This window comes from Nonomuraea sp. NPDC003709 (assembly GCF_040610775.1).
Taxonomy (GTDB): Bacteria; Actinomycetota; Actinomycetes; order Streptosporangiales; family Streptosporangiaceae; genus Nonomuraea; species Nonomuraea angiospora_A.
This window is the reverse complement of the sequence record NZ_JBEXMW010000012.1, coordinates 180542-194795: the sequence shown is the minus strand read 5'-3', so window position 1 is coordinate 194795 and position 14254 is coordinate 180542. Positions and strand designations below refer to the sequence as shown.

14 protein-coding genes are annotated in these 14254 nt (G+C 73.2%); 8 read left to right on the top strand and 6 right to left on the bottom strand.

Annotated elements, in window-relative coordinates; all coding sequences use genetic code 11:
- Window positions 1–30: 30 nt before the first annotated feature.
- Window positions 31–606: a helix-turn-helix domain-containing protein gene (locus ABZX61_RS33375; RefSeq protein WP_350731735.1), complete on the bottom strand. Its 576-nt coding sequence runs from the start codon at window positions 604–606 to the stop codon at window positions 31–33.
- 98 nt (window positions 607–704) lie between these two features.
- Here ABZX61_RS33375 and ABZX61_RS33370 point away from each other — a divergent pair, with 98 nt between their 5' ends.
- Together ABZX61_RS33370 and ABZX61_RS33365 are read left to right on the top strand one after the other, a co-directional pair.
- Window positions 705–1811 (top strand): FAD-dependent monooxygenase, encoded by a 1107-nt coding sequence (locus ABZX61_RS33370; RefSeq protein WP_355200102.1) that lies wholly within the window; start codon window positions 705–707, stop codon window positions 1809–1811.
- Between the two features lie 33 nt (window positions 1812–1844).
- Window positions 1845–2513 carry an alpha/beta hydrolase gene (locus ABZX61_RS33365; protein WP_355200101.1) on the top strand — a complete coding sequence of 223 codons (669 nt, stop codon included), beginning with the start codon at window positions 1845–1847 and terminating at the stop codon, window positions 2511–2513.
- Window positions 2514–2537: 24 nt separating this feature from the next.
- Here the strand turns inward: ABZX61_RS33365 and ABZX61_RS33360 are convergent, their stop codons facing one another.
- The 3 genes from ABZX61_RS33360 to ABZX61_RS33350 are packed head-to-tail and all read right to left on the bottom strand — an operon-like array spanning window position 2538 to window position 6674.
- The gene (locus ABZX61_RS33360) at window positions 2538–3143 is read right to left on the bottom strand and encodes a response regulator transcription factor (RefSeq protein ID WP_355200224.1); all 606 of its coding nucleotides are present in this window, start codon (window positions 3141–3143) and stop codon (window positions 2538–2540) included.
- A 60-nt stretch (window positions 3144–3203) separates the two neighbouring features.
- Window positions 3204–4682, bottom strand: a complete 1479-nt coding sequence (locus ABZX61_RS33355; protein ID WP_355200100.1) for a pyridoxal-dependent decarboxylase — start codon at window positions 4680–4682, stop codon at window positions 3204–3206.
- Between the two features lie 60 nt (window positions 4683–4742).
- Complete coding sequence (locus ABZX61_RS33350; protein WP_355200099.1) at window positions 4743–6674, bottom strand: histidine kinase; 1932 nt, start codon at window positions 6672–6674, stop codon at window positions 4743–4745.
- A gap of 151 nt (window positions 6675–6825) precedes the next feature.
- Between ABZX61_RS33350 and ABZX61_RS33345 the strand changes: the two genes are divergently transcribed.
- Window positions 6826–7518, top strand: a complete 693-nt coding sequence (locus ABZX61_RS33345) for a DUF1579 family protein (protein WP_355200098.1) — start codon at window positions 6826–6828, stop codon at window positions 7516–7518.
- Here ABZX61_RS33345 and ABZX61_RS33340 read toward each other — a convergent pair.
- A complete protein-coding gene (locus tag ABZX61_RS33340; protein WP_355200097.1) occupies window positions 7515–8624 on the bottom strand; it encodes a hypothetical protein in 1110 nt (369 codons plus the stop codon). The genes ABZX61_RS33345 and ABZX61_RS33340 overlap by 4 nt on opposite strands.
- A gap of 204 nt (window positions 8625–8828) precedes the next feature.
- Here ABZX61_RS33340 and ABZX61_RS33335 point away from each other — a divergent pair, with 204 nt between their 5' ends.
- From ABZX61_RS33335 to ABZX61_RS33315, 5 genes are read left to right on the top strand one after another with little or no spacing between them, the layout of a single operon-like run.
- Window positions 8829–9542 carry a PAS domain-containing protein gene (locus ABZX61_RS33335; protein ID WP_355200096.1) on the top strand — a complete coding sequence of 238 codons (714 nt, stop codon included), beginning with the start codon at window positions 8829–8831 and terminating at the stop codon, window positions 9540–9542.
- 42 nt (window positions 9543–9584) lie between these two features.
- Window positions 9585–10604, top strand: a complete 1020-nt coding sequence (locus tag ABZX61_RS33330; RefSeq protein ID WP_355200095.1) for an aminotransferase class V-fold PLP-dependent enzyme — start codon at window positions 9585–9587, stop codon at window positions 10602–10604.
- A gap of 11 nt (window positions 10605–10615) precedes the next feature.
- Entirely contained in the window at window positions 10616–11968 is a 1353-nt protein-coding gene (locus ABZX61_RS33325) for a hypothetical protein (protein WP_355200094.1), read from the top strand.
- Window positions 11965–12207 (top strand): hypothetical protein, encoded by a 243-nt coding sequence (locus ABZX61_RS33320; protein WP_355200093.1) that lies wholly within the window; start codon window positions 11965–11967, stop codon window positions 12205–12207. The genes ABZX61_RS33325 and ABZX61_RS33320 overlap by 4 nt, the downstream gene beginning before the upstream one ends.
- A 33-nt stretch (window positions 12208–12240) precedes the next feature.
- A complete protein-coding gene (locus ABZX61_RS33315) occupies window positions 12241–13518 on the top strand; it encodes a hypothetical protein (RefSeq protein WP_355200092.1) in 1278 nt (425 codons plus the stop codon).
- Here ABZX61_RS33315 and ABZX61_RS33310 read toward each other — a convergent pair.
- Window positions 13497–14246 (bottom strand): tyrosine-protein phosphatase, encoded by a 750-nt coding sequence (locus ABZX61_RS33310; protein ID WP_355200091.1) that lies wholly within the window; start codon window positions 14244–14246, stop codon window positions 13497–13499. The two genes, ABZX61_RS33315 and ABZX61_RS33310, sit on opposite strands and share 22 nt — an antisense overlap.
- Window positions 14247–14254 lie beyond the last annotated feature (8 nt).

Here is a 14254-nt window from a genome sequence, read left to right as displayed (position 1 = left end):
GGCTGCGCCGAGCTGAACGATTGACGAACTTCACCCCATCCGGGCGGTCAGCGCGCGCAGGCCCGCCAGGACCTCCGCCCCCGTCGGAGCCTGGTCCGGGTCGTTGAGCCACTGCATCATCACGCCCAGCAGCAGCGCGAGGTGCACCGAGCCGACGGTGCGCACCTCGCGCTCGGCGAGGTCCGCCTCGTCGCCGTCCACCAGGTGCGCGGCCATGCCGCGGCGGCCCTCGCGCTGACCGGCCACGAGCTCGTCGCGCAGCTCCGGCGAGTGCTCGGCCTGCACCATGGCCTCCAGATTGGCCAGCCACAGCGTGCGGTGCTCGCCGATCGACGCGATGAGCCGCTCCCAGAGCGCCTCGAAGCGCTCGCCGGGCGCGGCCGCCTCGTCCACGGCGGCCATCGCGGCGCCGATCTGCTCGCCCCACTCCCGCATGGCCTCCACCAGCGCCGCGTTGAGCAGCGCCTCGCGCGAGCCGAAGTGGTAGCCGATCGCGGCCATGCTGACGCCGGCCGCCGCCGAGATGTCGCGGACGGTCGTGCGCGCCCACCCCTTCTCCTCCAGGCAGCGCCGCGCCCCGGCCAGCAAATCCTCCCGGTTTCCCATGGCAGGCAGCCTAGCACGCACGCATGAGACGTCCGTCTTGCGCATTTGCCCAAACTCCGCGTACGGTTGCCCCACACCAACCGAGAAGGGAAGTCCCCATGCGGATCCTGATCTCCGGCGGCAGCGTCGCCGGTCCCGCCCTGGCCTACTGGCTGCACCGGCACGGCCACGCGCCCACGATCGTGGAGCGGGCCCCGGTCGTCCGCGGCGGCGGCGCGGCCATCGACTTCCGCGGCAGCGCGCTGGATGTGCTGGAGCGGATGGGCCTGCTGGAGGAGATGCGCCGGCACGAGACGGGGATGACCGGGATGACGCTGGTCGACGACGCCGGCGCGCCCCTGGCCGAGCTGCCCGCCAGCGCCATCTCCGGAGACCTGGAGGTGCTCAAGTCCGACGTGACGGCCATCCTGTACGAGGCCACCCGCGACACCACCGACTACCTCTTCGACGACACGATCACGGGGCTCGACCAGGACGGCTCCGGCGTCCACGTGACCTTCGAGCGCGCCGGGTCCCGTACGTTCGACCTGGTGATCGGCGCGGACGGGATGCACTCGACCGTGCGCCGGCTCGCCTTCGGCCCCGAGTCCCGCTACGTCCGCCACCTGGGCATCTACGGCGCGCTGTTCACCACGCCCAACCTGTTCGGCCTCGACCGCACGGGCCTGATGCACAACACCACCGGCCGCAACGCGCTGGCCTTCGCCGCCCGCGGCAACAGCGAGCTCCGCGTCGGCCTGTCGTTCGGGGCCGACCACCTGGACTACGACCGGCGCGACCGCCGGCAGCAGGAGAAGCTGGTGGCCGAGCACTTCGACGGCGCGGGCTGGGAGGTGCCCCGGCTGCTGGAGGCCATGAGCGAGGCCGAGGAGTTCTTCTTCGACTCCTCCGGCCAGGTCGTGATGGACTCGTGGTCGGCCGGCCGGGTGGCGCTGGTGGGCGACGCCGCCCACTGCGCCGCGCCCACCTCCGGCCGCGGCACCTCGCAGGCGTTGATCGGCGCGTACGTGCTGGCCGGCGAGCTGGCGGAGGCCCCGGACCACGCCACCGCCTTCGCCGCGTACGAGGGCCGGCTGCGCGACTACGTCGAGCGCAACCAGCTGCACGGCCGGGCCGCGGCCCGCTGGTTCCTCCAGCCGCCCACCGAGCCCCCGGTCGAGGTGGCCGAGGACGTCGTGCCGCTCAAGGACTACACCGTGGGATGAAGGTCCCGCTCAGTCCATGTCGATGTCGTCAAGATGCCCGAGCAGGCGCGAGAGGACCCGGAGGCAGGCGGTGACCTCGGCGTCGGTGAGGTCACCGCCGATCCGGCGCAGCTCGGCGCGCTGCTGCGCCACCTGGACACGGGGCCGGCGGTCCTGGCGGGCGTGTCCATGGGGGCGAGCATCGCGGTCGACACCGCGCTGGAGCATCCGGACCTGGTCGCCGCCGTGGTCGTCAGCGGCGCCGGCACCGGCGAGCCGTACTTCACCGACCCCTGGACCACCCGGGCCCTGGCCACCTGGCACGCGGCGATGGCCGCCGGCGATCTGGAGGGCTCCGTCGAGGGGTTCATGCTGTTCGCCGCGGGCCCGCACCGCGCTCTCGACGACCTCGACCCCGGCGTCGCCGGCCGCCTGCGCCGGATGGCCAGGGCCACCATGTCCAAGCACACCGCCGGCGAGCCCGACCTGCTCGTCCCGGTCCGCGACACCTGGGAGCGCGTCGCCGGGATCGGCGTTCCCGTGCTGGCCGTCAACGGCGCTCTCGACTCGCCCGACCACATCGGCATGGCCGAACGCCTCGCCCGCACCGTGGCCGACGGGCGGGCGATCTCGATCGACGGTGCCGCCCACTACCCCAACATGGAGCGCCCGGACCTCTTCAACGGCATCCTCGAGGGCTTCACGTCCGCTGCGGCATCGTGAGATGCCGTTCGGCGCGGGCCGCGGTCAGAGCCAGCCGGCCTCGGAGGCGATGCGGATGGCGTCGATCCGGTTGCGGGCGCCCAGTTTGGCGACCGCCGAGGTCAGGTAGTTGCGGACCGTGCCGTAGGTGAGGAAGAGCCGCTCGGCGATCTCCAAGGGCTGGGCGCCGGTCGCCGACATCCGCAGCACCTCCGTCTCGCGCTGGGTGAGCGGGCTCTCCGGCGCCCGCAACGCGGTCATGGCCAGGGCCGGGTCCACCACCTCGCCTCCGGCGGCGACCGTCCGGATGGCGGCGACGAGGTCGCCGGGCCTGATGTCCTTGGGGACGAACCCGGCGACCCTCGCATCGAGCGCACGGCGCAGCTCTCCCGGCTTGCTCAGCGCGGTCAGGATGAGCACCCGGCAGGCGGGCAGGCGGTCGTTCAGCTCGGCGGCGGCCGTGATGCCGTCCATGCCCGGCAGGTCGATGTCGATCACCGCGACGTCCGGCCGGTGACGCTCCGCCGCCGCCACGATCTCCGCCCCGCTGGACACCTGGGCCACCACGTCGATGCCGTCGTGGAGGTGGAGCAGCTCCACGAGCGCCTCGCGCAGGAGGAGCATGTCCTCCGCGAGGAGAACGCGGACCACGCTCATGTGCGCAATTCGGCTCGCCGCGTCGTCACGATCACTCAGCTTAGAGGCCCCGCTTCACAGTGTCTCCTCCTCGGCCTCGCCCGCGGCGGCGACCAGGTGGACGAGCCGCTCCACCTCGGCAGCGGTCGTGTGCGGGTTGAGCAGGGTGAGCTTGAGCCGCACGCGGCCCGGCCCCGCTCCCGGGAGCTCGGTACGGCCGACGACGGCGCGTCCCTCGTGGAGCAGGCGGCGGCGCAGCCCGGCGTTCACCCGATCCGCCAGGGCGGAGTCCGCCGGGAGATACCGGAAGAGGAACGCCGTCAGCACCGGGTCGGCGTGCAGTTCCAGCCGGGGATGGACGCGGACGGCCGCCGCTCCGGCCCGCGCCAGATCGTGGCAGGCGTCCACGAGGCGGCCCAGGCCGTCCCTGCCGAAGGTGGCCAGCGTGACGGCGATCTTGAAGCCGTCGGGGCGGCGGGTGGTGCGCAGCGAATGCCCGAGCAGGCTGGTGTAGCCGGCCTCCTCGTCGTCGGCCGGGTTGAGATAGGCCGCGCGCCGCTTCAGCGACTCGTACGTCTCGGCCCGCCGTACCAGGAAGACGCCCGCGGCGACGGGCTGCCAGCCCAGCTTGTGCCAGTCCAGGGACACCGAGTCGGCCCGCTCGATGCCCGCCAGCAGCGGAGCCAGCCGGTCGGACAGCAGGGCGCCACCGCCGTAGGCGGCGTCCACGTGCAGCCAGGCCCCGTGCTCGGCGGCCAGCGCCGCGCAGGTTCCCAGCGGGTCGATCGCGCCCGTGTCGGTGGTGCCGGCCGTGGCGACCACGGCCATCGGCAGCTCGCCCCGCCGCACGCACTCCCGCAGCGCGGCGGCCAGCTCCTCCGGCCGCATCCGCAGCTCGCCGTCCACAGGGATGGTCACGACCGCGTCCTCGCCCAGGCCCAGCAGCGCCGCGGCGCGCCGAATCGAGAAGTGGGCGGCGGCGGAGGCGAAGATCCGCGCCTGCGGCGCGTTCGCCGGCAGGCCGCTCCGCTCGATCCGGTGGCCGGTCGCGTGACCCAGCACCCGGTCCCTGGCCAGCATCAGGCCCATGAAGTTGGACTCGGTGCCGCCGGAGGTGAGCACACCCGCGGCCGAGTCCGGGTAGCCCACCGATCCGGCCAGCTCACCCAGCAGGAGGGTCTCCAGGGCGGTGGTCGCGGGGGCCTGGTCCCAGGAGTCCTGCGACGGGTTGAGCGCGGAGATCGCCAGGTCGGCGGCCACGGCGACGGCGAGCGGCGGGCAGTGCAGGTGCGCGGCGCAGGCCGGGTCGGCCGGGTCAGCGCTGCCGGCGGCCACCAGCTCGGTGAACCGGCGCAGGGCGTCACCGCCCGGCCCGGCGAAGCCCTGGGCGACTCCCGCGAAGAGCTCGCCGGGCGTACCGGCGGGGATCGGCCCGCCGCGCCGTGCCGCGCCTTCCGAGAGGGCGGTCAGCACCGTGCGCAGCAGAGGTTCCAGGGCGGCGGCGCCGGAGACGCCGCCGGACAGGTCGGGCACGACGGTCGGATGCGAAGACATGCGGGCTCCGGACGGGATGGACAAATGGACCGCGGTCGTACGGTTTCACCTCCTCGAACGCTACTGGGACGGGCGGCTCGCCTCCTGGGCGGCCTGGGTGGTGTCGGCCGGATCCGTGCGGAACTCGGCGAGCACCTCGAACCTGCCACCGGGGCGATGCCCCGCCGTCAGCCGCCCGCCGGTCCGCGACGCGATGCTGTCGAGCCCGGTCCCCCGCTTCCCCGGCCGTTCGGTGGCGCCGTCGTTGACCAGCCGCAGCCGTACGGACCCCGCCGCCTCCGACACGGTGATCTCGCAGGTGTGGGCCCGGCTGTGGCGCAGGACGTTGGTGACGCCCTCACGGAGCACGGCGGCCAGCGCGGTGTCGGCCTCCGCCGCCAGCGGGCCCGTCCCGACGCTCGCCACCACCTCGATGCCGGCGCTCGCCAGCACCTCGCGGGCCGCGTCGACCTCGGTACGGAGCCGCAGCTCGACCCGGTCCCCGGTGATGGAGCCGAGCTCCGCCACCGCTCGTTCGACCAGCGACCCGAGCGCGGCGATCTCGGCCCTGGCCCGGGAGGGGTCGGTGTCCAGCAGGCGTTCGGCCACCTCGCCCTTCAACGCGACCGCCGACAGGCTGAAGCCCAGCACGTCGTGCAGGTCACCGGCGACGCGCGCCCGTTCGCGGCGGACCGCCGCCTCGGCGAGCTCGTGCCGCATCCTTTCAAGCACGGTGAGGAGCCCGCTCAGCCGTCCGAGGCAGTACACCAGCCACATGATCATGATGTGGCCGCCGAACTGGGAGAGCGCCGCGGCGACGTCGTCGACGAACAGGGCGCCGCTGTCCACGGAGTGGAGGAGCCAGGTGAGGTGCCCGGCCAGGACGAGCCCGGTCATCGCCCAGGAGAGCGGCGGCCGTACGTTGAGCAGCAGCCTGCCCGTGAAGACGCTCAGCAAGCGGTCCCAGGCCTCGGGGAAGACGGCCAGCGGCAGCAGGATCAGCAGGCTCTGCGCGATCAGCGCCGCCCGCGACGGCGGGAGCACCTGGAGGATGACGACGGCGGCCAGCAGGGCCGCCGCGAGGGCGAAGGCCGGCCAGTCGTAGGGGTGGGAGGGCGCCATGACCCTCAGGACGAGCACGCACTGGATGAGCAGGACCGCGAGCAGCACGTGCCGGGCCAGGCGCGGCGACTCGATCGGCGGCGGGGCCTCCTGAGGAGCGGCGGCACGGTAGGCGCCGGCCGTGGCCCGCACCTCCGCCAACGTGCGCCGCGCGAGCTCGACCCCTTCCCGGAGGTCGCGCCGGGCGAGTTCGGCATCTCCCCCGGGGTCGCGCCGGGCGGGTTCGACGCCTTCCCGGAGGTCGCTCCGAGCGTCCCCGGGCTCCTCCTGGGCCGCCTTCCGCATCCGGAACGCGATCGCCCGCAGCTTTCCGCCGAGGACGCCGCGTAACTCTCCGTCCAGCCGCAGGCGCTCCTTGGCCAGGGCCACCCGGGCCAGCTCCTCCCGGGTGCCGTGCACCTGCTCGACGGCCCGGACGAGCGCGGACAGGCCGAACACGATGAGACCGTCGTCCGCCGTGATGATCATGTACCCGAGGAGGGCCTGGATCTCCTCCCCGGGATAGGCGTCGTACCCGAGCACGAGGACGGACGCGCCGGCCGCGGCCACGACGAGGACGAACAGCGGCCAGGCGGCCCGCCGGGGAAGAGCGCACAGGACGGCGGCGGCCACGGTCCACGGCACCCAGTCCCAGGACTCGCCGACGACCGGGAACGGCAGGAAGTAGAGCAGCACCACGGCCGCGAGGAGCGCGTACCGGCCGGCCAGGCTCCAGCGCCGCACCGCCAGCGCGACCAGCGGCGGGTACGACGCCATCGGGAGCAGCACCCCGAGCGGTCCGGCGCCGCTGTCCAGCCCGGCGAGCGCGCGGATGGCGAACAGGATGCCGAACGAGGCCCACAGCATGGCTCGGGCCAGCCGGAGCGGAAGATCGTCCGCGGTCCGCGCCACCCGGCCCCTCCTCGTGAACCGTGCAAAATGCATACCCGGCCGAGTACAGCGACACTATCAGCGGCTATGCCCCCGATGTCACGATCCCTCTGCGCCGAGATCACTCCGGCGGCCGGGTTCGTCCGAGCCCTCCGAGCACTGTGGAGACATCATGCTGAACCGACTGGCACCGGCCGTGGTCTCGGCCGTGGCCGTACTGGGCCTGGCCGGCGCGCCGAGCGCGTCCGCCGCGGCACCGACCACCGCGCGGGTCGCCGCCCAGCTCCAGAGCGCGCGCGCCGCGGCACCGATCACCGCGCGGACCGCCGTCCAGGTGCGGAGCGCGCCCGCCGACGTCCTCGCGCCCGGCCCCTTCCACCGGCAGCTCGACCCGCTGGTCGGCACCTGGAAAGCCGTCAAGACCAACTACCTCCTCGGCGGCGGCAAGCCGATCGTCTCCCGCGACATCACGGTCACGACGCGGTGGATCGCCAGGACCGGCGGCCGCTTCCTGGAGGAGCGGACCGAGGGGACCCTGGGCGGCAACCCCTACTACCGCCTGGGCGTCCTCGGCTTCTCCACCATCGACCGGCGCTACGAGTGGACGACCTTCGACAGCGCCACCCCCACCGCGATGACCTACCGCGGGCCCGCGCTCGCCAAGCGCACCAACAAGCTGTCGCTGCCCGGCACGTTCACCGACCCCGGGGTGCTCGGCCCCGAGTACGTCGGGAAGACCATCCCGATGCGGACCGTGATCACCATCAGGTCGAACGACAAGCACACCTTCGACCTGTACTTCACGCCTCCCGGCCAGTCCGAACGGCTGGTGGACCGCGTCGTCTACACCCGCAGGGCCGGCTAGGGGGATCCCAGCGCGACGGGCCAGATCACCAGAAGGTATGACTCGCCGGGGCGGTTGGACAGCCGTTCCCCCCGCCGGGCGCGGCCGTGGACCTGCAGGCCGTAGCGACCCGTGCCCTGGAACGTCAGGTTGGGCGGGCGCTCGCCGTCGGTGTGCATCCCCTCGATCTGCATGATCCCCGTCGTCGTGACGAACTCGATCTCCTCCACCTGCTCCCACCGGCTCACCGGCAGGCGGGGCGCCGCGGCATCCCATCGCACGTGCACGCCCACCCGGCCCTGGCGCTTGAGCGTGCGGATGACCAGCAGGTCGGGCACGGCCGCCACCAGGCCGCCGGGCAGCTCAGGCTCGGCGGCCGGCTCCCGGTAGGGGTTGCCGATGCGTAAGCCGTGCTCCGAGGCGAGGGCCGTCCCGCGCACGGGGGTGGGCGGCGGGGCGGGCCTGGCACGAGCGACTCGCCCCGGCACGGACGACGGCACCCGGGCGACGTCCCCCCACTCACCCTCCGCCCGCGCAGCGCGCCCAGGCTCCCGCTCCGCCCGTGCGACGCGACCGGGCTCCTGCGCCGGGAGGCCGAGATGCCGGGCCCGCTCCCGGAGATCGCGGGACTTGCCGGGCAGTCCCAGCTCCTCGGCCACCCCCACCCCGAGCCGGCGCCGGGCCTCGGGCCCGACGTCGATGGGCCACACGGTCACCAGGTAGAACTCGAACGGCACCCGCGCCACGCCGTCGTAGTCGATGTCGCGCCCCCGGGCGTGCACCCGCATGCCGTAGCGGCCGGGGCCGTGCGGAGTGAGCACGGGAAGCTCCTCGGGCGGGTCGCCCAGGAGGCCCGCCAGCCGCATCCCGCCCTCGAAGCTGATGAGCTCCACCTCCTCCACCTCGTCCCACCCCTCGGCGGCGGCGCCGGCGGGCGGGGCGTCGGCGAGCCGCACGGTGACGTCCACGACGCCGGTGTGGATGCCGGTGCGGATCACCGCCGCGCCCGGCACCGAGGCGGTCAGGCCGTTGGGCACGCCGTCCACGACGGGCACGTCCCCCTCTTCTTCCCGCACCTGGATCTGGTGGTAGCTCACGTGCACATCGGCCCGGGCTGTCGTGCTCATGCGTCACCCCTTCGACGGTCGGCTGTACCGACGCTGCCAGGCGGGTCCGACAGAATCCGGAAAGGCATCAAGATTACGACTTGTTGCAGTGCTCTACAATGGTGAGAAGTTTCCGCAAGGTAACGCCTCCTTGAAGCGCGACACGCGGCAGCGCTCCTTCGACATGCTGTTGATCTTCTGACAGCCACGAGACAGGTGCCGGTCATGACATCCACATCCGAGGACGACGAGCTGACGTTCACCACGGGAGAGCGGGCGCACGCCGCGCTGGTGGTCGAGATCCTGGGGCCGGTCGTCCCGATGCTCGCCCAGGCCATGGGCCCCAAGACCGAGGTCGTCCTGCACAACCTGACCACGATGCCCAACACGATCGCCGCCATCGGCGGCACGCTGACCGGCAGGGACATCGGCGGGCCGGCCACCGACCTGGGGTTGCGCACGTTCAAGGCGGGCTGGACCGAGCACCTGATCGGCTACCGGTCCGAGACGGCCGACGGGCTGGTGATGCGCTCGTCGAGCGTCTTCTTCCACGCCCCCTCGGGCCGGTCGGTGGCGTGCCTGTGCATCAACACCGACATCGGCGACCTGAAGCGGGCCGAGGAGATCCTGCGGGCGCTGACCTCGACCGACCCGGGCGCGGGCCCGCTGCTGAGCGGGCCGCCCGGAGGGCCGGCCGAGACGTTCCCGCAGACGCTGGAGAGCCTGGGCGACGGCATCCTGGCCGACGCCGTCGGCGGCGTGGGGGTGCCGGTCGAGCTGATGAAGAAGTCCCACAAGATCGCGGTGGTCGAGGATCTCAACAAGCGCGGCTTCTTCACCCTGCGCGGCGCCGTGGACCTGGCCGCGCAGCGGCTCCAGGTCAGCCGCTTCACGATCTACAACTACCTCAACGAACTCCAGGCCGAACCTCTTGACTAGATATTGAATTCCTCTACTGTGTGTTGAACATTGGAGGTGGGCATGGAGTCGGGAGGGTATTTCGACACGGCGTCCATCGGGCTGGTGCCCGAGGCCGTCCGTGCCGCGGTCGGCGCCTGCTACGACGCGTTGGGGCGCGGCACCCGGGGCTCGCGCGAGTGGCGGCCGGTCGTCGAACGGGCTCACCGGCGCTACGCGGCCGAGCTGGGCGTGGCCGAGGACGAGGTCGCCTTCATGGCCACCACCGGCGAGGCGGTCAACGCGATCGCGCACGCGGTGCCGTGGCGGCCGGGTGACGAGGTGCTGGTGCTGCGCGACGAGTTCCCGACCGTGGTCTACCCATGGCGGGGGCTCGGCGACGCCGTACGCGTGGTGGAGGTGGACGCGCTGCCCGGCGACGACCGGCTCGGCGCGCTGCTCACGGCCATCGGCCCGCGCACGCGGGTGGTGGCCGTCTCCCACGTCAGCTCCTTCACCGGCACGCTGGTGGACCTGGACGTGCTGGGCGCGGCGTGCGCGCGGGCGGGCGCGACGCTGGTGGTGGACGGCGCGCAGGCCGCGGGCGCGATCCCCATCGGCCTGGACCACGTGGACTTCTACGTGGCCACCGGCTACAAGTGGCTCCTGGCCGGGTTCGGCGTGGCGGTGGTCGCCGCCCGGCGCGCCGCGCTCGACTCGCTGCGGCCCACGCTGCTCGGGCATGGCAATCCCCCGCCGACGCCGCGCCTGACGTACGGGCATCTGAACCTGCCCGGCGTCTACGCGCTGGAGGCCGCCGCGGCCTTCCGCGAGACGGTCGGGCACGAGGAGATCCACGCCCGCGTGGCCCGGCTGGCGCGCCGCCTCCACGAGGAGGCGGCGGCGCTGGGCCTCGTCCCCGTCGCCCACCCCGAGCGCATGGGCGGGATCGTCAGCGTCGCCGGGCACGCCGACGCCGTCGACCGGCTCGCCGCGCGGGGGCTGGCGGTGGCCCACCGCGGCGGCCACCTGCGCATGTCCCCGCACTTCTACGCCTCGGACGCCGACGTCGACCGGCTGCTCGCCGAGCTGAAAACCCTCTGACGGGAGAGCACATGCCGAAGAGCTACACAACCCGCTGGGAGTCGTCGGTGCTCGCCGGAGCCGACGGCGTCCCCGACGCGCTCATCTCCGGTACGAGCTACGTCGTCCCCGGCTCGGGGCGGCGGCCCGTGGTGTTCCTGTTCAACGGCGGTCCCGGCGCTTCGTCGTCGCCGCTGCACATGTCGGCGTTCGGCCCCCAGCGCTTCGAGACGGTCCCGGCGGAGACCGGGCGGCGGCGGATCGTCGTGCCCAATCCCCTGTCGATCATCGACGTCGCCGACCTGGTCTTCGTCGATCCCGTCGGCACCGGGTTCAGCCGGGTGCTGCGGGAGGGCGGCGCGTCGCCGTACATGACCGTGCACGGCGACGTGGCGGCGATGCGGCACTTCATCCGCGACTGGCTGGCCCGCCACGACCGCCGGGACTGCCCCGTCTACCTCGTCGGCGAGAGCTACGGCGGCCACCGGCTGGCCACGCTCTGCGCGGAGGTCGGCGACATCGACGTGGCGGGGCTCGTCTTCGTCTCGCCGCTGCTGGACGCGACGGCGTCCACGCCCGCGCCCGGCAACGACCTGCCGCACGTGCTCGAACTGCCCACGATGGCGGTCGCCGCCTGGGCGCACGGCCGCGCGTCGGCCGGTGCGCCGGACGCCGCGACGGTGTTCGACCGGGCCCAGGAGTTCGCGCAGTCGCGCTTCCTGACGGCGCTGCACCTCGGCTCGGCGCTCCCCCAGGACGAACGCGCCGCCGTCGCCGAGCGGGTCGCCGAGCTCATCGGGCTGCCCGTCGGGCAGGTGCTGGCCGCGGACCTGCGCGTCGGCAGCGAGGACTTCCTGCGTACGCTGCTCGCCGACCGGGACGAGCTGGTCGGCCGGCTCGACACGAGGGTGACCGGCCCGATGCCGCCCCCGCCCGAGGACGACCGGCCGCTCGCGGCCGACGACCCGGCGTTCGGCATCGGCAGGTCCAACGTCATCCTCTCCGAGGAGCTGGCCGACTATCTCAGGCGCGAGGCCGGGGCGACCGACGAGGGCACCTACGTCTCGCTCTCCCTGGAGCTCAACTTCGCCTTCGACTGGCGCGGCGAGCACCCCAAAGCCGACTTCTACCGCAACCCCACCAAGCACGTCGCGCAGCTCCTGCGCGAGCGCCCCGGCATCCGCGTGCTCGTGACCGGCGGCTATTTCGACCTGGCCACGCCCCTGGCCGCGAGCACGCACGCGATCCGGCACGCCGGGGTGCCGGCGTCGAACGTCCACGTGCTGCCGCTCGTGGCGGGGCACTCCCTCGGCGACGGCGAGTCGCTGGAAACCGCCGTCTCCGCCGTACGCGCGCTCCTCGCCCCTCAAGGACAGGCCCGATGACCCTCCCCACGCTCTCCCTCACCCTGTCGCCGCGCCCCGAAGGCATCGACGTCGAATACGTCCTGCAGTCGCCGTCCGTCCCGGCGGGCCAGGCGGTCTGCCGCCTGCCGGGTGTCGTCGTCGGCATCCCCGGCGTCACCCTGCGCACCGCCGACCTGCGCGTCACCGACGACCTCGGCGAGCTCCCGATCAGTGAGGAGGCCGAGCCGCCCACGTCGAGCTGGGCGTATCGCCGGTAGTGCGCCACGCGTGACAGCGTCGGCGATGTCAAGGTGGCCTACTTCGCACCGGTACGCGCCGTGGACTCCGCCACCAGGAACGGCCCGCTGTTCGACCTGCGCGCCGAGGCGGGTGGGGTGCATGGGGCGGGCATCTCGTTCCTGGCGCTGCCCGACACCACCCACGACTACGCCATCACCCTGCGCTGGGCCGGCCAGGGCGTCTCCAGCTTCGGCGAGGGCGACGTCGAGCTGACGGGCACCGCCGAGAAGCTGGCGTTCAGCTACTATTTCGCCGGACCAATAACGAAATATCCGGACTCGGGGCCGTTCGCGATGTACTGGCTGAGCGAGCCCTCCTTCGACACCGTCGCCGTGGCCACCCAGGTCGAGCGCATCTACCGGGCGATGTGCGACTTCTTCCGCGAACCCGAGCCCGGGCACCGGGTCTTCATCCGCAAGCACCCCTACCGGGGCAACGGCGGCACCGCGCTGCACCGCTCGTTCATGTTCGGCTGGAGCGAGGCCGAGTCACCGGCCCCCGAAGACCTCACCTCGCTGCTCGCGCACGAGACCGCGCACAACTGGCCGCACCTCGACGGCGAGCACGGTGACGTCAGCTGGTACACCGAGGGCACCGCCGAGTACTACTCGATCGTGCTGCCCCACCGCGCCGGGCTCATCGACGACGACGCGTTCCTCCGCCTGATCAACGACCGCGCCCGGAGCTACTACACCAATCCCCTCCAGACGCTGAGCAACCGGGCGGCCGCCGAGCTGTTCTGGAAGGACCAGCGGGCGCAGCGGGTCCCGTACGGGCGCGGCCTGTTCTACTTCCTCGGCCTCGACGCCAAGCTCCGCGCGGCCGGCCGCCGCCCCCTCGACGAGCTCGTGCTCACCGTGCTCGACCGGAAGCGGGCCGGGGAGAAGGTCGGCGTGCCCGAGTGGATCGACCTGGTGGTCGCCGAGCTGGGCGAGCAGGCCAGGCGCGACTTCGCCGCGCTGGAGGCGGGCGAGTGGATGGTCCCCGCCTCCGACGCCCTCGGGCCTCCTTTCCGGCGCGAGGACCTCCGCGACCGCGTCGCGGAGGCCGGGTTCGACCTCGGCAGCATGGAGACCGGCGTCGTCGCGGGGCTGGTGGCCGGATCGGCCGCCGACCGGGCGGGCATGCGTGAAGGTGACCGCATCCTGGCCGGCCCCAGCGGCTCCGAGCTGGCCAAGGGCTCGCCCGCCGAGGTCACGTTCACGCTCGAGCGCGGCTCGCGGCGGTTGGAGGTGTCGTACGAGCCGCGCGGCGCCGAGGTCGCCTCCTACCGCTGGGTGCCGGCGTAGCCGTCGTGGAGGTACCGGCCGCGGAGCTCTGAGATCAGCTCCTCGTCCACGCCGAGCCGGTCGGTGACATAACGCCGAACGGAGCCGTGAGCCGCCGCCAGGTCGGCCAGGAAGAGCCGCATGATCTCGGCGGGGGCTCTGCCGTACCCGGGCCACTTCAGCTCGCGGCCCGGGTGGGCCGCCCGCCAGTCGGCGATCAGCCGGTCGGTGGCCAGCTCGGTCAGCGCGAAATCCCGCACGATGTCGTCTTCCGGCACCTCCAGCAGGGCCAGCACCAGCGCGGCCACCAGCCCGGTCCTGTCCTTGCCCGAGGCGCAGTGGAACACCACCGGCTCGTCCGCCGAGGCGATGACCTCCAGGGCCTGCCGCAGCTCCGCGACCCCGTCGAGGGCGACCTCGGCGTAGCGGTCGGCCAGGAAGCGCCACGGGTCGGCGTCCGGGTCGATCTCCGCCTGGTCGTAGGGCCGGTGCTCGATGCTGAGGTTGTGATAGGCGACCCCGTCGTGGTGCGGCACCCGCCCCCTGGCCTCGATCTCCCAGGGGTAGCGCAGGTCGATCACCGTACGGACGCCCAAGCCCAGGAAGCGGTCCCAGTCCTCGCCGCGCAGCTTGGCCAGCGAATCGGATCTGAACAGCCGCCCCCACCGCACCACGCTCCCGTCGGCGGCCCGGTAGCCGCCGAGATCCCGGAAGTTGTGCAGCCGCTCGAACGCGATATGTCTTCTCACGCGGTCAC